The sequence below is a fragment of the Pseudomonas sp. R1-6 genome (assembly GCF_051132115.1).
Taxonomy (GTDB): Bacteria; Pseudomonadota; Gammaproteobacteria; order Pseudomonadales; family Pseudomonadaceae; genus Aquipseudomonas.
The window spans coordinates 4899472-4918643 of the sequence record NZ_CP071662.1; the positions used below are offsets into that span (position 1 = coordinate 4899472).

The 19172-nt window shown below is 60.4% G+C and carries 18 protein-coding genes; 10 read left to right on the plus strand and 8 right to left on the minus strand.

Features of this window, described 5'->3' with window-relative positions; genetic code table 11:
- Positions 1 to 46: 46 nt before the first annotated feature.
- Complete coding sequence (locus tag J3P81_RS22060) at positions 47 to 577, plus strand: ferritin-like domain-containing protein (RefSeq protein ID WP_420766229.1); 531 nt, start codon at positions 47 to 49, stop codon at positions 575 to 577.
- Positions 578 to 693: 116 nt separating this feature from the next.
- On the opposite strand, the gene J3P81_RS22065 is transcribed toward J3P81_RS22060, so the two are convergent.
- On the minus strand, positions 694 to 2769 hold the full coding sequence (locus tag J3P81_RS22065; protein ID WP_434560926.1) for an AsmA family protein: 2076 nt from the start codon (positions 2767 to 2769) through the stop codon (positions 694 to 696).
- 390 nt (positions 2770 to 3159) lie between these two features.
- Between J3P81_RS22065 and J3P81_RS22070 the strand changes: the two genes are divergently transcribed.
- The 9 genes from J3P81_RS22070 to J3P81_RS22110 all read left to right on the plus strand — a co-directional run bounded on the left by J3P81_RS22070 (position 3160) and on the right by J3P81_RS22110 (position 10687).
- Positions 3160 to 3669, plus strand: a complete 510-nt coding sequence (locus tag J3P81_RS22070) for a hypothetical protein (protein ID WP_434560928.1) — start codon at positions 3160 to 3162, stop codon at positions 3667 to 3669.
- Positions 3670 to 3821: 152 nt separating this feature from the next.
- A complete protein-coding gene (locus J3P81_RS22075; protein WP_039592574.1) occupies positions 3822 to 4454 on the plus strand; it encodes a TetR family transcriptional regulator in 633 nt (210 codons plus the stop codon).
- Between the two features lie 357 nt (positions 4455 to 4811).
- Complete coding sequence (locus tag J3P81_RS22080; RefSeq protein WP_434560930.1) at positions 4812 to 6224, plus strand: PAAR domain-containing protein; 1413 nt, start codon at positions 4812 to 4814, stop codon at positions 6222 to 6224.
- Entirely contained in the window at positions 6221 to 6607 is a 387-nt protein-coding gene (locus J3P81_RS22085) for a hypothetical protein (RefSeq protein WP_434560932.1), read from the plus strand. The genes J3P81_RS22080 and J3P81_RS22085 overlap by 4 nt, the downstream gene beginning before the upstream one ends.
- Positions 6608 to 6973: 366 nt before the next feature.
- Positions 6974 to 7474 (plus strand): urease accessory protein UreE, encoded by a 501-nt coding sequence (gene ureE / locus J3P81_RS22090; RefSeq protein ID WP_434560934.1) that lies wholly within the window; start codon positions 6974 to 6976, stop codon positions 7472 to 7474.
- Entirely contained in the window at positions 7471 to 8145 is a 675-nt protein-coding gene (locus tag J3P81_RS22095; RefSeq protein WP_434560936.1) for an urease accessory protein UreF, read from the plus strand. Before ureE ends, J3P81_RS22095 begins: the two co-directional genes overlap by 4 nt.
- A gap of 9 nt (positions 8146 to 8154) precedes the next feature.
- Entirely contained in the window at positions 8155 to 8769 is a 615-nt protein-coding gene (gene ureG / locus J3P81_RS22100; RefSeq protein WP_420766222.1) for an urease accessory protein UreG, read from the plus strand.
- 30 nt (positions 8770 to 8799) lie between these two features.
- A complete protein-coding gene (locus J3P81_RS22105; protein ID WP_434560938.1) occupies positions 8800 to 9372 on the plus strand; it encodes a HupE/UreJ family protein in 573 nt (190 codons plus the stop codon).
- A gap of 181 nt (positions 9373 to 9553) precedes the next feature.
- Positions 9554 to 10687 (plus strand): AGE family epimerase/isomerase, encoded by a 1134-nt coding sequence (locus J3P81_RS22110; RefSeq protein WP_434560940.1) that lies wholly within the window; start codon positions 9554 to 9556, stop codon positions 10685 to 10687.
- Positions 10688 to 10759: 72 nt separating this feature from the next.
- Here J3P81_RS22110 and J3P81_RS22115 read toward each other — a convergent pair whose 3' ends face one another.
- The 7 genes from J3P81_RS22115 to amaA all read right to left on the minus strand — a co-directional run bounded on the left by J3P81_RS22115 (position 10760) and on the right by amaA (position 19136).
- A complete protein-coding gene (locus J3P81_RS22115) occupies positions 10760 to 11524 on the minus strand; it encodes an SDR family oxidoreductase (protein WP_434560942.1) in 765 nt (254 codons plus the stop codon).
- Positions 11525 to 12374: 850 nt separating this feature from the next.
- Positions 12375 to 13091: an ABC transporter ATP-binding protein gene (locus J3P81_RS22120; protein ID WP_053117959.1), complete on the minus strand. Its 717-nt coding sequence runs from the start codon at positions 13089 to 13091 to the stop codon at positions 12375 to 12377.
- Positions 13088 to 13960: an ABC transporter ATP-binding protein gene (locus J3P81_RS22125; protein ID WP_420766217.1), complete on the minus strand. Its 873-nt coding sequence runs from the start codon at positions 13958 to 13960 to the stop codon at positions 13088 to 13090. The genes J3P81_RS22120 and J3P81_RS22125 overlap by 4 nt, the downstream gene beginning before the upstream one ends.
- Positions 13957 to 15237 (minus strand): high-affinity branched-chain amino acid ABC transporter permease LivM, encoded by a 1281-nt coding sequence (livM, locus tag J3P81_RS22130; RefSeq protein ID WP_434560944.1) that lies wholly within the window; start codon positions 15235 to 15237, stop codon positions 13957 to 13959. The genes J3P81_RS22125 and livM overlap by 4 nt, the downstream gene beginning before the upstream one ends.
- 2 nt (positions 15238 to 15239) lie before the next feature.
- Positions 15240 to 16154: an ABC transporter permease subunit gene (locus tag J3P81_RS22135; protein WP_420766215.1), complete on the minus strand. Its 915-nt coding sequence runs from the start codon at positions 16152 to 16154 to the stop codon at positions 15240 to 15242.
- Between the two features lie 191 nt (positions 16155 to 16345).
- On the minus strand, positions 16346 to 17482 hold the full coding sequence (locus J3P81_RS22140; protein ID WP_420766214.1) for an ABC transporter substrate-binding protein: 1137 nt from the start codon (positions 17480 to 17482) through the stop codon (positions 16346 to 16348).
- Positions 17483 to 17852: 370 nt separating this feature from the next.
- Positions 17853 to 19136, minus strand: a complete 1284-nt coding sequence (gene amaA, locus J3P81_RS22145; RefSeq protein ID WP_434560946.1) for an L-pipecolate oxidase — start codon at positions 19134 to 19136, stop codon at positions 17853 to 17855.
- Positions 19137 to 19172 lie beyond the last annotated feature (36 nt).

Sequence of the window (19172 nt, forward strand, 5' to 3'; positions counted from 1 at the left end):
CCAGCAGAGCGTGACGCCTAACCGGATCAGCCTCCAGGAGAACGAGATGAGCGACATGCACTTATCCGACGTCACGACCCTGCGCGAACGTGCGCGCCAGAACGTCCAGAACGGCGCGGTCACCGAAGGCTACAACGCCGATCGACAGGAAATCATCCGCCTGCTCAACGAAGCATTGGCCACCGAACTGGTCTGCACACTGCGCTACAAGCGTCACTATTTCATGGCCACCGGCCTGAAGGCCGGTGTCGCGGCGAGTGAGTTTCTGGAACACGCCAACCAGGAATCCGAGCACGCCGACAGGCTCGCCGAACGCATCGTGCAACTGGGTGGCGAACCGGAATTCAACCCCGACCTGTTGACCCGGCATTCCCACGCCCAGTACGTGGCAGGCAATACGCTCAAGGAAATGGTGTTCGAAGACTTGGTCGCCGAACGTATCGCCATCGACAGCTATCGGGAAATCGTCCAATACATCGGCGAAAAAGACCCAACCACTCGGCGCATCTTCGAAGACATCCTGGCCCAGGAAGAAGAGCACGCTGATGACATGGCCGATATCCTGGCCGATCTCTGATACGCCTTTCGCGAGCAGGCTCGCTCCCACAGGGGATCGCGTTCTTCTTTTGAAGAAACTCGATCGAAGGTTGGAGCGAGCCTGCTCGCGGTGAGGCCGGTAGCGTCACTACTCGGCTACCGGGTAGGCTTGACCGTGACCGGCGCCTTGCCCGCCTTCATCTGCTCAAGCAACGGCGCGCACTGGTTCGGCTCGCCACCGCTGGGCGCGACCAGGGCCAACAGCCCCGCCGCCGGTGCGGCGATGACACCCAGGGCAACCATCCCGGCACCGCGCAACATCAGTGGCACAGCCTTGACGCCGGCGGCAGGGTTGGCAAACGTGCCCCGCACGTACAGCGGCGAGCGTAGAGAAATCAACCGCCAGCCCTTGGACTCGGGCGTGACGGTCAGGTCCAGTTGTTCGGTGGCCATGTTCGCCGTACCGTCGATATAGATAATCGCGTTCTCGGTGTCGAACACGAACAGGCGCGTGGTCGCCAGGCCGGTCTTGATATCGAAGTCAGCCGCTGCGCAGTTGATCTTCACTTCCTTGTCGCCAAAGATTTTTCCCACCACGTAATTGCCGACGTTGAGCCCCGCCAGTTCCATCAGCTCGCGGCTGATGGCGCCGTCGTTGATGAGCATCTTCAGGGTGCCATTGGAGGTGCCCAGCAACGCCGCCACCGAATTGCCGCGCCCGGAAATATCCGCGTCGCCATTGAGTTCACCAAAACTGGTCTTCATTGGCTCGAATCCCGGGAACAACTGCTTGAGCTTGAAGCCCCGCGCAGTCAATTTCGCCTGGCCTTCGAGGGGCTGGGTGTGGCCGTTGAGGCGGATCTGCGCATCGAGCCGGCCACCGGCGACGCCAAAGCGCAGGGGCTCCAGGCTCAGTTGGCCGTCGTTGAGCACCAGGTGCGTGTAGAGATCGGTGAACGGCAACTGCTCGCTGTGAACGATACGCTTGCCGGTGAACTCCACGTCGGCGTCCATCGCACTCCAGCGTTCGGTGCGGAACTCCTCCACCGGCAACACCTTGTCGGACGGTTGTTTGCTGGCGCCGCCACGGGCTTTTTGTTCGGCATTGGAGTCTGCGCCGATCAACGGCGCCAAATCACTGAACAACAACTGGTCGGACACCAGCGCACCGCTGAGTTTCGGCCGGGGCTGGCTGGCGACATAGGCCAGGTTACCGTGGATGTCACTGTCGCCAATCTTGCCGTTGAACGCCTCGTAGCGAAACTGTGCGCCGTCCGGCTCGTGGAGCTTGGCGATCAATCGGCCGTCCGTGGAATACGGTGGCGAATCCGGCAGGGTCACGCCCGTCAGCGGGTAAAGATTGGCCAGGCTGTTGCCGGACAGTTTCAAACGCAGGTCAAGGGCGCCGAGGTTCTTTGGGTCGGTCAGGGTGCCGGCCAGTTCGACGCGGGTGTCGGCGATCTTCGCCTGGGCCTGCAATGGAAAAGGTTGTGCCGCATCCTGCAACGCCAGCAGGCCGCCGACCTTGCCGGATCCGCTGAGACCCTGCCCGTGATATTGCCCGTCGACCTTGAAGGCAAAGGCATAGTCTTGTGGTGACGAGCCCTGTTCCCGGGTTCTTTTCGCGGTTTTTTCCCCGACGATATCACTGAAGGGAATGGGCTTGCCCAAAGGGTCGACCAGCACGTCGAGCCGGGTCTTTAGCGTCTGGTCGTCGAGCGTGACATGCCCCTTGTCAAAACCGATGGCGCCGATGTCCACCACCCAACTGGACGGTTCGGCGTCCGGGTCCTTTGGATCGAACTGGAAAGTCCAATTGGCCCGTCCATCGGCCAGGCGCTGCAGGCTGGCGTCGGGGCCGGTCAGGTCGATACGCGGGATGGCCACCCGCCGCGCCAGCAACGCCAGGGGCGAGATACGCAACTCGACGCGCTTGAGCGTGACCATCTGCGGGAGCTTCGACCAATCAGGGTTGCCCAGGGTCAGCTCTTCGGCGACCACATGCGGCCATGGCAGCCATGCCCGCCAGCCGCCCTCGCCGGGTTCGCGCCGCCAGATCACCGCCAGGTTGCCATTGATTGCGAATGGGCGATGCAGCTCTTCGGAAACCTTGGCATTGAGCGCAGGCTTGATGCGGTTCCAATCGAAGAACGCGATGAACAGCACCAGCACGGTCAGCAGGACAACGAGGCAGGCAAAGCCCCAGGCGAAGATTTTTGAGGTGCGCGTCATGCACAAGGCTCCTGAGGCAGATGGACGTCCGGACCGCGACGTCTGGGGCAGCACGAACCTGTAGCCGGCTCGTTGCGATGATCGTTGGACAGGCAAAACGGCCAACAGGTTTACCACCAAGGGTGACGAACGGCACTAAAAAAACACGCACGAACCTGACCGACTCGACAGCTACCTGTTACCGCCCCCGCACATCTGCGGGGCGCGAGTGAGTACAAACTACCCACTTCAGGGCAAAACTGCTGCCCTGAGACCCCCGTTCTAGAGCCTTTGCGCGGAACAATCAATTCTGTTGATTATTACCATTGTCTTTATGAACTTTTATATCGACTTATCGAGAGTAGCATTGCCCTCGTACCCACTTTTCAGCCCTCCCGAGGAGCAACGATCATGAAACGCCAAATACTGATGAGCCTTTCCCTTTCACTGCTGGCCTCTACCGCTTTCGCCCTGCCAGCTTCCGAACAAGCCACTCCACAGGTCAAGGACAGCCACTCTATCTACAGCCAAACCGTCGCCGAAGGTGGCCGTGACCGCCTGGAAGAAAAAGGCCTGGTTGAAGGTGGCTCGGACCGTACACCACAAGGCCAGACCTTGGCTGCCGATGGCTCCGACCGTACTCCACAAGGCCAGACCTTGGCTGCCGATGGTTCCGACCGTACTCCACTGGGCGAATCCCTGGCCGCTGACGGTTCCGACCGCACCCCACTGGGCGAATCCCTGGCCGCTGACGGTTCCGACCGCACTCCACAAGGCCAGACCCTGGCTGCCGATGGTTCCGACCGCACTCCACAAGGCCAGACCTTGGCTGCCGATGGTTCCGGTCGCACTCCACAAGGCCAACTCCTTGCTGCGGACGGCGGCGATCGCGTCATCAAACGCCGCGGCGAAGTGAGCTGAGCCCATGGTGGTTATGAAAAAAGCCCGATTCCTTGAATCGGGCTTTTGATTTTCCAGCACCTCGTTTTCCCCGATTACCTCCTACCGTTCGACGACGGCAAAGCCGATTTGCTAGAGTGCGTCGCTCCCATGACTCGGAAGTCAGTCCTGCGATGCTGCCCCGCGCCGAACAGAAACAACAGACCCGAAACGCCCTGATGGACGCAGCCCGCCACTTGATGGAATGTGGCAGGGGGTTCGGCAGCCTGAGCCTGCGTGAAGTGGCCAAGACGGCAGGCATCGTACCGACCGGGTTCTACCGACACTTCCAGGACATGGACCAATTGGGCCTGGCGCTCGTCAGCGAAGTCGGCCAGACCTTTCGCGAAACCATACGACTGGTACGTCACAACGAGTTCGTCATGGGCGGCATCATCGACGCGTCAGTGCGGATTTTTCTCGACGTGGTTCATGCCAACCGATCCCAGTTCCTGTTCCTGGCTCGCGAGCAATACGGTGGATCGCAGCCGGTCCGACAAGCCATCGCGAGGCTGCGTGAAGACATCAGCTCGGACCTGGCCGCCGACCTGGCGCTGATGCCGAAACTCCAGCACCTGGACCTCGCCGGGCTCAACGTAATGGCCGATCTCATCGTCAAGAGTGTCTTCGCCACCTTGCCGGACATCATCGACCCGCCCGCCGAAGCCCTGCCCGAGCACCTCACGCCCCAGGCGAAGATTACCCAGCAACTGCGGTTCATCTTCATTGGCCTCAAGCATTGGCGTGGATTGGGCAGTACCGAATAGCGCCTGATGTTTCCTTAGTGGGAAGGCGCTTGCTCGCGATGGCGGAGTCTCAGTCCCCTGGTTGCTTACCTGACACACCGCCTCCCGAAAAACCACGGGACAGATGTTCCGCGATGTAGGAAAAGGCGCATCCGAGCCTGCGAACTTTCCTATTCGCTGCAAATGCCACCCGCGCCGGAATTGCGCTCAATCAGCGGCTCATCGTCTTATTCATCGCTTCCGAGAACTGTCAACGCGCCCTTGCGTAAGACGGACTTGTATAGGAGCCATGAAAATGAACGCAGAAGATTTTTTACCCACGGTAGAGCCAGCCGTGGGCCGCCTTGCGCGCCGCAATGAAATGAAGGAGAACACCCAATGAACAGAGGCTATTTCATTGGCCGGGGCGACAAGACCACGTGTGGTGGTGAAGTGCTGGATGGCGATGGCAGGGTCAATATGTTCGGCCTGCTGCACGCCCGCGAAGGGGACCGGGTTTCGTGTGGAAAGGACGGAAAAATCTATCAGATCAGGGGCGGTATAGCGCACATGGTCAGCCATGGCAAGCGAATGGCCGGCACGTTGGATAGTCACAGTACCTGCCCCTGCAAAGCGCAACTGATCCCCTCGGTATCCTGGGCCACCTATGAAGGTGCGAATTCTGCACCGCAAGCCAACCGAGCCGCTCAGCCGGCTCCTCAGCCCGCGACCGCGACCCACGCACCAAGTGCTTCACGCCAATCGTTTCTCGCCCCGTCAATCAGCCCGCCGCCCCGCACATCCACCCGCGTAGAACCCCTGGAACCGGGCTTCTACGTTGTGCCCAGAAGCGTGACCCGCGAAGCGCTGGAGGCGATGCTGTTCCAATCACCCGACCCGGCGGTGATGCGCAAATTCCGCGCGCTCAATCCTAATCGCGATGTGGTCAAGGCCGGTTCGATGATCGTGCTGAGCGATCCGAACAATCATCAATGCACCCGCGAAGAGGCGCTGTTGATGGAAACAGCAATATGGATCAACGATGCCCTTGAGCCGCTAAGCGCGGACGAGGCCGACTTCATGGCCCGGCATCGAGATGAAATCGAGACCTTCTTCGCCCAAGGCTCGACTGCCATCGGTGTTGGTGAGGCCATCTTCGCCAAAAATCTGGAGGACGTTAAAACCGTTCTGCGGGATATCGAGGCGTTGCATCAACGTACTTTCCGGCGCGATGGGCACTTACGGTCGTCGGATTTTTTTGCAGAGCGCAAACAACTGCTCTCTAGGCTCGACACTCATCTGACCACCCTGACGCGAAAGGGCACCGGGCTTCCAGATCATCCAAACTTGAAAAGCGCCTTGGGCATCTCCAGTCGCAGTTTGGTCCACCGTTGGACCAAGGCTGGTGGCGCAGGTCAGATTCCAGGTTATGCGACACATATTGAGGGTGTCTCCAAAGCGGCCAAAATCATCAAGTACGGGGGGTGGGTTGGCCCGATTATTGGTGGTGGAGCTTCGTATATGAAGGTCCAGGATGTTTGCACGGCAGACAGTGCGCAGGCTTGTAAGAAAGTTAAGTTCGCTGAGACTGGCAGCTTCGCTGGTGGCGTGGCAGGTGGTGTAGCAGCAGGCGCCGCCCTGACTGGGCCTGTGGTTGGAGCGATCTGTATCGGGTTAAGTGTGCCGACAGGAGGGTTGGCAATGGTGGGGTGCGGTCTTCTGGTGGTCGGAACGGGGTCGCTTGCGGGGGGTGTCCTTGGAGGAATACTGGGTGAAAAAACAGGCGAACTTATCTATGAGGCTGCCCAATGACTGTGAGCGTCTCTGAAAAATTATTTATGGTCGTCGGGATAATTGATTTGGGAGGAATTTTCATTTGGATTGGAATGTGTCTGTACTTGGCTTACAAAAAAATAGACCTAATATTGGATCACTTGAAAAATTGTTCAGCCGTCACGACGATCGCATCACTGCGCCATGGTGGTCCTTGGGGAAAATTGATGCTGGTAGGCGGTATTTCCGGACTCATCACCTTTCCCAATTTCTACCTCAAAAGAGGCGGACTTAATGTCGAAGACATAAATAGTTTTCCCGCGAGCCTTAAGCGCAAGCTAGTAGCACTGCAGTGGTGTGTTATCGCACTTCTATCGGTAATGATTGCTCTTGCCATGCTCGTTAAGTTTGGTCTCGCTTAGTCTTCCTGTTCCATAGCTCGACCTGTGCCTTGTGATCAACGCTGATCGCGATGGTCAGCAAATCATATGGCAGAAAGGCACTGTCAGGCTTGAACCAGGCAGCGCTTTCGTGTGGGAGCGAGCTTGCTCGCGATGGGGGCAGGTCAGGCAACACTGATGTCGGCTGGTCTACCGCTATCGCGAGCAAGCTCGCTTCCACAGTGCGCCGTGCAAGCTACAAAATGGTGCGCAACACCACCAAGCGCACCATAACGACACGCAATCCGCCCCATCCTGAAACGCCATCCCCAGGTATTTCCTACACCATCTTCGATTGGCAAGCCCCTTGCTCTAAACACAGCAATGTTCATTGCTGGAAGCACTCCGATGCTGGTGATTCACCGCAGAATCGACACACAACCAGGCTGGGACGCCGAGTTGCACCTGACCTTCGACGCACGCAGCAAAAGCCGCCTGCGCTGTTTCAGTGCCGAAGGCGAGGACGTGGGGCTGTTCCTCGAACGAGGCCAGCCACCGCTGTGCGACGGCGAATGCCTGCAGGCCGAGGACGGGCGCATCGTGCGTGTCTGCGCGCGTCCCGAGCAGTTGCTGCATGTCACCTGCGCCAATGCGTTCGAGCTGACCCGCGCGGCCTACCACTTGGGTAATCGCCACGTGGCCCTGCAAGTAGGCGATGGCTGGCTGCGCTTGCTGGATGACTACGTGCTCAAGGCGATGCTCGAACAGTTGGGCGCCACCGCCGAATCCATCGAAGCCCCATTCCAGCCAGAACACGGCGCCTACGGCGGCGGCCACCATCATTCCCGGCACGGCGATGAAGATTTCAACTACGCGCCGCGCCTGCACCAGTTTGGTGTGCGCACATGAACCCGGCCTGGGCGCTGCTGCGCCTGGCCAGTCCACAACTGCCGATTGGCGGCTACAGCTATTCCCAGGGATTGGAAATGGCGGTGGATAACGGCCAGGTTCGGACGCCCGACGACGCACGCCAATGGCTCAGCGACCAAATGCTGCTGAACCTGGCGCGCTTCGAAGCGCCTCTGCTGCTGGCCCATTGCACAGCCGCCGCGGCTGACGATTGGGACGGGCTGCGGCAACTTTGCGAGCAACACCGCGCCAGCCGGGAAACCCGCGAGCTGTTTCAGGAAAGCCGGCAGATGGGTTACTCGTTGCAGCAGCTGCTCGCCGGCCTGCCGGAACTCGACAGTGCGGCCCGGAACTTTCTGCAGCAGCGCGGCGAACCCCACCTGGCGCTGGGCTGGGCCTTGGCGGCGCGCGCCTGGAACATCGGCCCGCAGGACGCCCTCGCCGCGTGGTTGTGGAGCTGGCTGGAAAACCAATTGGCGGTGCTGATGAAAACCCTGCCCCTGGGTCAACAAGCCGCCCAGCGTCTGACGAGCGAGTTGCTGCCGGTGCTTCAACAAGCCCAGCACATCGCCTCGAACATCGATCCCGATCATTACGGCAGCGCCGCGTTTGGCCTGTCCCTGGCGTGCATGGCTCATGAGCGCCAGTACAGCCGCCTGTTTCGTTCCTAGGAGACACATATGAACACACAACCTCTGCGCGTGGGTATCGGCGGCCCGGTGGGCTCCGGCAAGACCGCGCTCACGCTTGCCCTGTGCCTGGCCCTGCGCGAGCGCTACAACCTCGCGGTGGTCACCAACGACATCTATACCCGCGAGGACGCCGACTTCCTGGTGCGCAACGAAGCCCTGGCGCCGGAACGGATCATTGGCGTCGAAACCGGCGGCTGCCCACACACGGCGATCCGTGAAGACGCGTCGATCAATCTGGAAGCAGTGGACCAGTTGAACCGGCGTTTCCCAGGCCTGGACCTGATCCTGGTGGAGTCCGGCGGTGACAACCTGTCGGCTACCTTCAGCCCCGAACTGTCAGACCTGACCATCTACGTCATCGACGTTTCGGCGGGCGACAAGCTGCCGCGCAAAGGCGGGCCGGGTATCTGCAAGTCCGATTTGCTGGTGATCAACAAAATCGACCTTGCGCCACTGGTCGGCGCGTCCCTGGAAATGATGAACAGCGATACCCAGCGGATGCGCAACGGCAAGCCGTTCGTCTTCAGCAACCAGAAGACCGGCCAGGGCCTGGACGACATCATCGCCTTCATCGAGCGCCAAGGCCTGTTGACGGCCGCGTGATCTTTCCCATTTCAACAAGGAAGCTTCTCCATGACATGCAAACGTATCTGCGGCGCCCTCGCCCTGCTATTGACCCCGGCGCTGGCCTTCGCCCACCCCGGCCACGGCGATAATGGCCTGATCGCCGGGCTGGGCCACCCGATCGGCGGGCTCGATCATTTGCTGGCGATGCTCGCGGTCGGTTTGTGGGCCGCCCAACAACAAGGCGCTGCGCGCTGGGCACTGCCGTGTACCTTCGTCGGCGCAATGCTGCTTGGCGGCGTGCTGGGTTTTGAAGGCCTGCACCTTCCGGCGTTGGAAAGCGGGATCGCCGCCTCGGTACTCGCCCTGGGCCTGGCGGTGGCACTGGCCGTGCGTCCACCGCTGGGCCTGGCTGTCGCTGCGACTGCGGTGTTTGCGCTGTTCCATGGCGTGGCCCATGGCTTGGAGCTGCCGGACATGTCCAGCCCCTGGGCTTACGCCGTAGGCTTTGTCGCAGCGACAGCGGCGTTGCACGGCGCAGGTTTTGCGCTGGTGCGGGTGTTGCCGCGAGCGGCGGCGCCATTGGTGCGGTTGGCTGGGGCGGCTTCGGCGGCGGCCGGGGTTTGGCTGTTGGCGGGTTGATTCTCTAGCGCCCAGCCGGCCCTCATCGCGAGCAAGCTCGCTCCCCCACTTTGATCGGTGTACGCCCCGCCCTGTGGGAGCGAGCTTGCTCGCGATGACGGACTTACAGGCGTCATCTCTCTGGAGTCGGTCACTCTGCTACCATGTCGCGCATTCGCCCCCGCCGTGACGACGTCCGCCAATGCCTGATGCTTCCCGCCCCGCTCCCCAGCCTGAATTGACCGCCCTGTTCGCCACGGTGCGCCAGCATTTTCACGACGTGATCGTGCCGATGTGGCAGGGCCCGGGCTGGAATGCCGAACTGGCGTTGCCCTATGAATCCCTCGACAGCCAGCACCAGCCGCTGCCGCCCCAGCGTTACCGGGCCATGGCCTGTGCGCGGCAGCTGTATGTGTTCGCCAGCCTGATCGGTGAGGTGCCGCAGGCCGAGGAGCGCGCCGCCGCATTGTTCCGCTCATTGCAGCGGCATTTCCACGACGCCGAACATGGCGGCTGGTTCTACAGCATCGACCCGCAGGGCGCGCCGCTGGACACGGGCAAAGACCTTTATACCCACGCGTTTATCCTGTTCGCCTGCGCCCATTACTGGGGCAAGGTTCGCGAGCCGTTGGTGGAATCGACGTTGAACGCCGCGCTGGAAGTGATCAGCCGGCGCTTCGCCACCGGGGACGGTCTCTACGAAGCCAGCCTGGGGCGTGACTGGTCGACCTGCCAATCCGGCCCGTTGCAGAATCCGCTGATGCACCTGGCCGAAGCGTTCCTGGCAACCCTCTCGGTTCGCGACGATGCCACCGTGCGCCAGGCGTTGCTGAGCCTTTGCGATGGGATGTACCGGCACTTCGTGGACCCGGAACAGAAGGCCATGATGGAGAAACCACTCAAGGCTGTGGATAACTGGTTCGAGCCAGGCCATCAATTCGAATGGTATTTCCTGCTGGCCTCATCGCCCTTGTTGCGTGGTGGCAAGCTGCACACGGCGCTAGAGCACAGCTTTGGTTTTACCGAGCGACAAGGTGTCGATCCGGACTCCAGCGCGGTACGCGCGATGCTGAGCCTGGCGCCGCAATCGACCCCACGCGACGCCACTCAACGCATCTGGGCCCAAGCGGAATACCTGCGGGCATTGACGTTGCGCCCGGGAAGCGACAATGCCTTGCTGCGTCAACTGCAAGCGCTGCAGCAGCATTTCCTGCATCCCCGGGGCTGGAATGAATGTCTTGACGCCGACGGCATCGTCAGCCGCCGGGACATGCCTTCGACCACCCCTTATCATCTTCTGACCTGCTACCGCGGTCTGGCCCACTACCTGGCGTAACACTTTTCGTGGCGAGGGAGCTTGCACCCTCGCCACAAGAGCTCATCAATTCCAGCTCAATAAGGCCAGCGGTCAGGCCTTGTTGCGTTCGATGGCGAACCCGGCCCAGGTCTGGCTCACCGGCATCAGTTCGAGGCTGTTGATGTTGATGTGCGCCGGGGTGTTGAGCACCCAGAAAATGGTGTCGGCGATGTCCTGCGGTTGGATCGGCTCGGCGCCGGCGTAGGTCGCGTCGTAGCGCGCCTGGTCGCCACCAAAACGCACCAGCGAGAACTCGCTCTCGCACAGCCCCGGCTCGATGTTGCTCACCCGCACACCCGTGCCTTGCAAGTCGCAACGCAGGTTCAGGGAGAACTGTTTGACGAACGCCTTGCTCGCGCCATAAACATGGCTGCCTGGATACGGGTAATTACCGGCAATGGAACCCAAGTTGATGATGCCAGCGCCACGACCATGGGCGATCAGGCGCGGCAGCAGCAGGCGCGTGCTGTAGATCAGACCTTTCACATTGGTGTCGACCATGGTGTCCCAATCATCAAGGTCGCACTTGGGCGCCGGATCGACGCCCAAGGCCAGGCCGGCATTGTTGATCAGCCCGCGCAGCGTGGCAAAGGATGGCGGAAGGTTGCCGATGGCTTCTTCCATGGCCTTGCGATCACGCACATCCAGCACCAGGCCATGGACCTCGGTCTGCTTCGACAGCTCGGCACAAAGGGCATCGAGGCGTTCTTCACGACGGCCGGACAGCACCAGCTTCCAACCGGCCTCGGCGAAACGACGGGCACAGGCTTCACCAAAACCGGACGTCGCGCCAGTGATAAACAGGGTGTCAGACATCGTGTTCTCCTTGCTTGGGCTTCAAACAGCCATTGAATGGAAATCGGCCCACAGCATGCCCGGGCTGGCCCGCCAGGGGCAAGGCTTGATCAACGCTTTAATCCTGCGATTGCTCAAAAAACAAACAATGACCGTCAGGCCTTGTCCAGCAAGGGCCGCAGCGGGTTGCCCGCACCTTATCCACAGGTAGGTCCACAATAAACGGGGGCAAGTGAAAAACCGGTAACCCTTTGTGCACAAGGCTTTGCGCGGGTTTTGGAATATTTTTTCGCTTGACCTGGCAAGTCAGGTTGTGCAGATCAGGTTATCTGCTATAAGGCGGCGCTTGATGTCGCGATGGCTCCAAGCCAGCAATCACGCCGCTGAGCGCCGTCTTTCCAGAGTTTAGTCACAGACTTATCCACAGGCTTGCCCCCAGACTTTCGAGCCCATTTCCACCCACATAAAACTGTTGACAACAGCCGCTCCCCTTTAACCAAAAATGCCTGATCAAAAAACGATCACAAGCCTGAAAGGCACGTATTCAAAGGCTTACAGCCAGCTACTCCCACGTTACCCACAGCCAGTTCCACAGCAAACGGGGACAAGTCAAAACCGTGACAAAACAACTGTTTGCGGCGACTTTATGTCGCGGTTTCACAGAGGGTCAGGATTGTTGTCCACAATTGCTGAAGCCCTACAAATTTCACTGTGGGAGCGAGCCTGCTCGCGAAGGCGGCGTATCAGATACATGAATGTCGCCTGATCCACTGCCTTCGCGAGCAGGCTCGCTCCCACAGGGGTTGGTGGCGTTTTGGAGAGATAAAAAAACCGGCGATCACTCGCCGGTTTTTTTGTTGCAGCCGCCGCCTCAATGGCCGCCGAGATACGCGTTACGCACCTCTTCGTTGGCGAGCAGTTCCTTGCCGGTACCGGTCAGGCGGATTTCGCCGTTGACCATGACATAGGCCCGGTCCGACAACTTGAGCGCGTGGTTGGCGTTCTGTTCCACCAGGAAAATAGTCATCCCGGTGGAAGCCAATTCACGCAGGGTGGCGAAGATCTGTTTCACCACGATTGGCGCCAGCCCCAGGCTCGGCTCATCGAGCAGCAACAACTTCGGCCGGCTCATCAGTGCCCGGGCAATGGCGAGCATTTGTTGCTCGCCGCCGGACATGGTCATGGCCCGCTGGTTGCGCCGCTCCTTGAGCCGGGGAAACAACTCGAACATGCGCTGCATGTCTTCGCTGGCATATTTGTCGCCAATGGGGATGGTGCCCATCAGCAGGTTTTCCTCGACGGTCATGTCCGGGAATACCCGCCGTCCTTCCGGCGATTGGGCGATACCGTTGGAGGCGATGTAGTGCGACGACTTGTGGGTGATGTCCACGCCTTGGTAGATGATCTGCCCGCCCGCAGCGCGGGGCTGGCCGAAGATCGACATCAGCAGCGTGGATTTGCCCGCGCCGTTGGAGCCGATCAAGCTCACGGTTTCGCCTTCACCAATGTGCATCGAGACTTTCTTCAGGGCCTGGATCGGCCCGTAAAATACGTCCAGTTCCTTGAGTTCGAGGATAGGTCCACTCATACCAGCTCCTCTTCGTCGGCGCCCAGGTAGGCCGCGATCACCTTCGGATCGTTGCGAATCGCCTCGGGACCACCCTCGGCGATCACGTTGCCGTGGTCCAGCACCACGATGTGGTCGGAAATACTCATCACCATGCCCATGTCGTGTTCGATCAGCACCACGGTCAAATCATGCTCGTCGCGCAGCAGCCGAATCATTGCGCTCAGCGCTTCGGTTTCCTGGGGGTTGAGGCCGGCGGCCGGTTCGTCGAGGCAGATGATCTGCGGACGCGTGCACATGGCCCGGGCGATTTCCAGGCGGCGCTGCTGGCCGTAGGAAAGCTCGCCGGCCAGGCGGTTGGCGCAATCCACCAAGTCCACCACTTCCAGCCAATAGAAGGCATGGTCCAGGGCGTCGCTTTCAGCTTTGCGATAGCCCTTGGTGTTGAGGATGCCCGCGATCAGGCTGCGGTTGACCCACATGTGCTGGGCCACCAGCAGGTTTTCCAGTACCGACATTTCCTTGAACAGGCGAATGTTCTGGAAGGTGCGCGCCAGGCCGGCGCGGTTCACCAGGTGCGTGCCGCCGAACATCTTGTAGTACAGCCGGCTGGCGAAGGATTTCGGCGAGACAAAATCAGTAGGACGAAACGCTTCGCCCAACAACTTGATCACGTTGGTCTGTTCGCCGCGTACGTTGAGTTCGATCTTGCCGCCCGAGGCCTTGTAGAAGCCGGTCAGGCAGTTGAACACGGTGGTCTTGCCCGCGCCGTTGGGGCCGATCAGGGCGAAGATCGAATTGCGCTCGACCTGCAGGCTCACGTCGCTGAGGGCTTTGATGCCACCAAACTGCATCATCAGGTTTTCGACTTTGAGTACGACTTCGCTCATGGCGCTACCCCCTTGCGCGGCGTCACGCCGGTACGGCTGATACGAATCAGGCCGCGCGGGCGCCAGATCATCATCAGCACCATCAACACGCCGAACAGCAGCACCCGGTATTCAGAGAAACTGCGCAGAAGCTCCGGTGCCACGGTGAGCACGAATGCCGCGATCACCACACCCACCGTCGATCCCATGCCACCCAGCACGACGATGGCCAGAATCAGCGCCGACTCGAAGAAGGTGAACGAGGATGGGTTGACGAAGCCCTGATAGCTGGCGAAAAACACACCCGCCAGGCCCGCGGTGGAGGCACCGATGGTGAAGGCCGAGAGCTTGACCAGCACATGGTTCAGGCCCATGGAGCGGCAGGCAATTTCATCTTCGCGCAAGGCTTCCCAGGCGCGACCGACCGGCATGCGGGTCAGGCGATGCTTGATATACAGCACCAACAGGACGGTGATGAACAGCACGATGTAAATGAACAGGAATTTGACGTTGGGGTTGTAGTCGATGCCGAAGAACTCATGGAACGGCACCCCACCGTCCTTCGCTCGCCTGCCAAATTCCAGGCCCATGAAGGTCGGGGAAGGCACCGGCATGCCATTCGGTCCGCCAGTGAACGACAGCCAGTTGTTGAGCACCAACCGGATGATTTCGCCAAACCCCAGGGTCACGATGGCCAGGTAGTCGCCGTGCATTCGCAACACCGGGAAGCCCAATATGCACCCCGCCATCGCCGCAGCGATGGCGGCCAGCGGCAACACGGTCCAGAAACCCAGCCCCAGGTATTGGTAGCCCAGCGCCAGCCCATAGGCACCGATGGCGTAAAACGCCACATAACCCAGGTCGAGCAGCCCGGCCAGGCCGACCACGATGTTCAGGCCCAGGCCCAGCAGCACGTAGATCAGCCCGAGGATGACCACCGTCAGCACGTACTTGTTGGCGAAGAATGGAAACACGATGGCGATCACGATCAGCGCCGGGATGATCCAGCGCAGGCGCGACTTGTAGTCCGGAGGCAGCACATGCACGCCGGACCCGGTGCTCTCGAAACCCTGGAGAATCTTGAGTCCCTTGGGGGTTTGCAGGAACAGGCTCAGGGCAAAGCGCCCGACCATCACGATCGCCACCAGCCAGCCGACGCGGGCCGGCTGCAGGTTGAAACTGTAGCCATCGAGCACCACGCCGACGATCGGCCCGAACACAATCAGCGAGATCAGGCCGGCCAGGATCGCGTCGATGACGCTCTGTTTGATATCAAGCGGTTTATTGGCAGCAGACATACTTACACCTTCGCCACGAGTGGGCGACCCAACAGGCCTTGGGGACGGAAGATCAGAATCAGCACCAGCAGCGAGAAACTGAACACGTCTTTGTAGTCGGAGTTGATCAGACCGGAGAACAGCGACTCGGAAATCCCGAGGATGATCCCGCCGAGCATCGCCCCAGGCAGGGAGCCGATGCCGCCGAGTACCGCCGCGGTGAACGCCTTGATGCCGATGATGAAGCCGGCATAGAAGTCGAAGGTGCCGTAGTTCATGGTGATCAGCACACCGGCCAGGGCCGCCATGGCTGCACCGATGATGAACACGTAGGAAATCACCCGGTCGGTGTTGATCCCCAGGATCGAGGCCATCTTGCGGTCTTGCTGGGTGGCGCGGCACATGCGTCCGAGCTTGGTGTACTTGATGATGTAGGTCAGCAGCGCCATGCCGGCGAACGCGGCGATCAGAATGAAGATCTTGGTGTAGGTGAGCTGCACGAAACCGGTACCGATGTCGACGCGCATGGCGCCTTCAAGCAGTGTCGGAACACCCTGTTGACGGGCGCCCTGGCTGATCTGTGCATAGTTTTGCAGGATCAGCGAAATGCCGATGGCACTGATCAGCGGTGCCAGCCGGGTTGAGTTGCGCAGGGGTTTGTAGGCGACGCGTTCGATGACCCAGCCGTAGACCCCGGTGACCACGACCGTGAACACAAGGGTGCCAAGGATCATCAGCGGAAAGGATTCGATACCGAAGTAAGCCAGCAGAGCCAGACTGATTGCCGCGAGGTAAGCGGAAATCATGTAAACCTCGCCGTGGGCGAAGTTGATCATGCCGATGATGCCGTAGACCATTGTGTAGCCGATGGCGATCAGACCATAGACCGACCCGAGGGTCAGGCCATTGATCAGTTGCTGCAGGAAAATACCATCCATAACGCAATCTCACGCAGTGAGACAGCACATCCCGGGGACGCGACGACGGGTTCGAAGCCCAGCGCCCAAAAATGTGCGGCTCGTAGAAAAAAACAGACGGGCCGTTGGCTAATGCCAATCAGGACAGGGTGAGCACAGTCTCCGTGGCGAGGGAGCTTGCTCCCTCGCCACAGGCTAGTCATCCCTTCAAATTACTTCTGTTTTTCCAACTGGTGGTATTTGCCATCCTTGTCCCACTGGTAGACCACGTAGTCGGAGACTTTCAGGTCACCCTTGGAATCCCAGGTTTTTTCGCCCATGACGGTTTTCACCGGGTTGGCTTTCAGCCACTTGGCAGCGTCTTCGCCCTTGTTGGACTTGGCGCCGTTGAAGCCGGCGGCCAAGGCCTGGACCGACGCATAGGCGTACAACGTGTAGCCTTCAGGCTCGACGCCCTGAGCACGGAAAGCGTCCACTACGGCCTTGCTGTCGGGCAGCAGGCGTGGGTCGGCGCCAAAGGTCATGTACACGCCATCGACGTATTGCGCGCCGCCAGCGGTGGTGACCAGTTCGTCGGTGACGATGCCGTCATCGGACATGAATTTCACGTCCTTGAGGCCTTGCTCGCGCAACTGGCGAACCAGCGGGCCGGCTTCCGGGTGCAGGCCGCCGAAGTAGACCACGTCGGCACCGGCCGAACGGATCTTGGTGACCACGGCGCTGAAGTCTTTTTCACCACGGGTCAGGCCTTCGTACAACACCGGGGTCACACCACGCTTGGCCAGTTGTGCCTTGGTGGCATCCGCCAGGCCTTGGCCGTAGGTGTCCTTGTCGTGCAGCACGACGACTTTCTTGCCCTTGAGGACATCGACGATGTAGTCGCCGGCCACGATGCCTTGCTGGTCGTCACGACCGCACATGCGGAACATCGCGCTCAGGCCACGCTCGGTCACGGCCGGGTTGGTCGAACCGGGGGTCATGGCGATGACGCCGGCTTCGTCATAGACCTCGGAAGCCGGGATGGTGTTGGACGAGCAAAAGTGCCCAACCACGCCGATCACTTTGTCCTGGTCAACCAGACGGTTGGCCACGGCCACGGCTTGCTTGGGTTCGCAGGCGTCGTCGCCGGCTACCAGTACGATTTTCTCGCCGTTGACGCCACCCGCTTTGTTGATGACATCGGCCGCTGCCTGCGCACCTTTCATGTATTGCTCGCCAAACGCAGCGTTGGCACCGGTCATCGGCCCCGCCACACCGAATTTCACATCAGCTTGAGCAAACGCAGAAACACCCAGCGCAGTTGCCACTGCGAGGGCCAGAAAGCCTTTCTTGTAAAACGTCTGGGACATGAGGTGGTGCTCCAAGGTTTTTTTTAGTTGGCACTGCGACTTCACTTCACTGAAAAGCTCAGAGCAAGGGCCGTGCCATCGGTTTTTTATTCTTAAAAAAGTCGCTGCTTTATTGTTATTTCGACTGTTTCGGGCCCTTTTTCACAGGGCGTGCAACCGTCTAAACCGCACGAGGTGCAACCTGATTTAAAAGTAGGTAAAACCCTCCATGAGCCATCATTGCAACCGCCACATGAAACGGCGTGCAACCACTGTGTAACAACCTACGTCACCGAACTGCACACTGTCGGTGCGCGGCTGCTACAACCCGCACCATAACAGGCTAGACGTTGAACTAAAAAACGCCGCCATCCGAAACACTTTTCAACAATCAGATGACGATGCGCAAGCACTGGCCCGCGTGGTACAGCGAAAAGCCCGCTTCATACAGACAGCTGCGCAGGCCGACACCCGCCAAAGGCTGCATCGGCGCGAAGGGGATCGGCAGCGCCTTGGCATCGCCGTGGCACAGGTAATCGGCAAATGCCTTGCCCACCACAGTGCCGGTGGTCACGCCCCGCCCGTTGTAACCGGTCACTGCCACCAGGCCGGGGGCCGGTTCGAACAGACGCATCAAATGATCAGGCGTGAAAGCGATGCAACCGGTCCAGGTGCATTCCCATTCCACCGGCTTCAGGTAAGGGAAATAGTGCTGCTGCACCCGGTCAGCCCAGGCCTTGAGGAACCAGGCTGGCTTGCGGTTACCATTGCCCAGGCTGCCCAGCAGCAGGCGACCGTCCTTGTCCCGGCGAATGCTGCTCAACACCTGGCGGGTATCCCAAGAGCCCTGCCCGCCCGGCAGGATGCGTCGGGCCGCCTCGTCGTCCAGCGGGACCGAGGCCACCTGGTAGTAATAACCGGGGAAAAAATTGCGCCGCAATTCGGTCCAGTCGCCCTCGGTATAGGCGTTGGAGGCGATCACGACTTGCTCGGCCAGCACCGAGCCCTGGGCGGTCTGAACCGACCAACGCTGGCCTTGGCGCTCCAACCGCGTCACCGGCGAATGGTCGAACATCTGGGCGCCAAGATCCTTGGCGGCTTTGGCCAATCCACTGGCATAGGCCATCGGATTGAGCGTGCCGGCCCGGCGATCGAGCAACGCCGCGGCGATCTTGTCGGTGCCGGTGGCATCGACACAGGCTTGGCCGGTGAGCAGCTCAACCGGCGCGCCACGGCGCTTCCATTGTTCCTCGCGGCTGCGCAGGTCCGCCTCGCCCCGGGCGTTATGGGCCATGTGCAAGGTGCCTTCGCGGCGCAGCTGGCAATCGATGGCGTACTTGTCGACAAGGCTGAACACCAACGCCGGCGCGGCGCCCAGCATACGGTTGAGCTGGCTGCCCACTGCCGCGCCAAACCCAGCCTCGATCTCGTCCGGCGGGATCCACAGGCCGGCATTCACCAGCCCAACGTTACGCCCCGATCCGCCATGCCCGGCCCGATGAGCTTCAAGCACCGCGACACGCTTGCCTTGCTCCAGCAAATGCACCGCCGCCGACAGGCCGGTAAAACCTGCGCCAATGATGCAGACATCCACCATGATCTCGCCAGTGAGCGCAGTGTTTTCAGGCCTTTGCGGCGTCAGTTTTTCCCACAGACATTCTTCGCGTAACGGCATTGCCAGACTCCAACAGAAACCCAACAAACACACAAT

Coding starts and splice junctions, on each gene's coding strand:
- J3P81_RS22060 (WP_420766229.1), top strand. CDS start 47: ATGAGCGACATGCACTTATCCGACGTCACGACCCTGCGCGAACGTGCG.
- J3P81_RS22065 (WP_434560926.1), bottom strand. CDS start 2,769: ATGACGCGCACCTCAAAAATCTTCGCCTGGGGCTTTGCCTGCCTCGTT.
- J3P81_RS22070 (WP_434560928.1), top strand. CDS start 3,160: ATGAAACGCCAAATACTGATGAGCCTTTCCCTTTCACTGCTGGCCTCT.
- J3P81_RS22075 (WP_039592574.1), top strand. CDS start 3,822: ATGCTGCCCCGCGCCGAACAGAAACAACAGACCCGAAACGCCCTGATG.
- J3P81_RS22080 (WP_434560930.1), top strand. CDS start 4,812: ATGAACAGAGGCTATTTCATTGGCCGGGGCGACAAGACCACGTGTGGT.
- J3P81_RS22085 (WP_434560932.1), top strand. CDS start 6,221: ATGACTGTGAGCGTCTCTGAAAAATTATTTATGGTCGTCGGGATAATT.
- ureE (WP_434560934.1), top strand. CDS start 6,974: ATGCTGGTGATTCACCGCAGAATCGACACACAACCAGGCTGGGACGCC.
- J3P81_RS22095 (WP_434560936.1), top strand. CDS start 7,471: ATGAACCCGGCCTGGGCGCTGCTGCGCCTGGCCAGTCCACAACTGCCG.
- ureG (WP_420766222.1), top strand. CDS start 8,155: ATGAACACACAACCTCTGCGCGTGGGTATCGGCGGCCCGGTGGGCTCC.
- J3P81_RS22105 (WP_434560938.1), top strand. CDS start 8,800: ATGACATGCAAACGTATCTGCGGCGCCCTCGCCCTGCTATTGACCCCG.
- J3P81_RS22110 (WP_434560940.1), top strand. CDS start 9,554: ATGCCTGATGCTTCCCGCCCCGCTCCCCAGCCTGAATTGACCGCCCTG.
- J3P81_RS22115 (WP_434560942.1), bottom strand. CDS start 11,524: ATGTCTGACACCCTGTTTATCACTGGCGCGACGTCCGGTTTTGGTGAA.
- J3P81_RS22120 (WP_053117959.1), bottom strand. CDS start 13,091: ATGAGTGGACCTATCCTCGAACTCAAGGAACTGGACGTATTTTACGGG.
- J3P81_RS22125 (WP_420766217.1), bottom strand. CDS start 13,960: ATGAGCGAAGTCGTACTCAAAGTCGAAAACCTGATGATGCAGTTTGGT.
- livM (WP_434560944.1), bottom strand. CDS start 15,237: ATGTCTGCTGCCAATAAACCGCTTGATATCAAACAGAGCGTCATCGAC.
- J3P81_RS22135 (WP_420766215.1), bottom strand. CDS start 16,154: ATGGATGGTATTTTCCTGCAGCAACTGATCAATGGCCTGACCCTCGGG.
- J3P81_RS22140 (WP_420766214.1), bottom strand. CDS start 17,482: ATGTCCCAGACGTTTTACAAGAAAGGCTTTCTGGCCCTCGCAGTGGCA.
- amaA (WP_434560946.1), bottom strand. CDS start 19,136: ATGCCGTTACGCGAAGAATGTCTGTGGGAAAAACTGACGCCGCAAAGG.